Raw genomic sequence first — 309 nt, 5'->3', positions numbered from 1 at the left:
GTAAGCGCGTAGGCCACCCCACGTATCTTTCGAACTGGTGATCGGCGATTTTCTGCATGAGTCATGTGGAGAATCTTATGAGCGACAGTGTGAATCACCCTCGAACCTTTGAGGTTTGACCGCGGAGCCGGTGCGAAGAAGACGCAAGCCACGTGAGTGGTCGGACGACGAAAAGGCGCGGATCCTGGCCATGGCGCTGCAGCCGGGAGCGAACGTCTCGGCGGTTGCCCGGTCTGAAGGCTTAGATCCGTCACAGCTTTATGGATGGCGTCGCACGGCACTGGCATCGGGCGCTGTTGCGCCCCTGAC

At 59.9% G+C, this 309-nt stretch carries 1 protein-coding gene; it reads left to right on the top strand.

The window, feature by feature from the left end:
• Nucleotides 1-190 precede the first annotated feature (190 nt).
• The coding region (locus AS026_RS43535; RefSeq protein WP_245307537.1) for a transposase at nt 191-309 on the top strand (119 nt) is incomplete at its 3' end.

The sequence above is a fragment of the Rhizobium altiplani genome (assembly GCF_001542405.1).
Taxonomy (GTDB): Bacteria; Pseudomonadota; Alphaproteobacteria; order Rhizobiales; family Rhizobiaceae; genus Rhizobium; species Rhizobium altiplani.
This window is presented reverse-complemented; position numbering and strand designations above follow the sequence as displayed.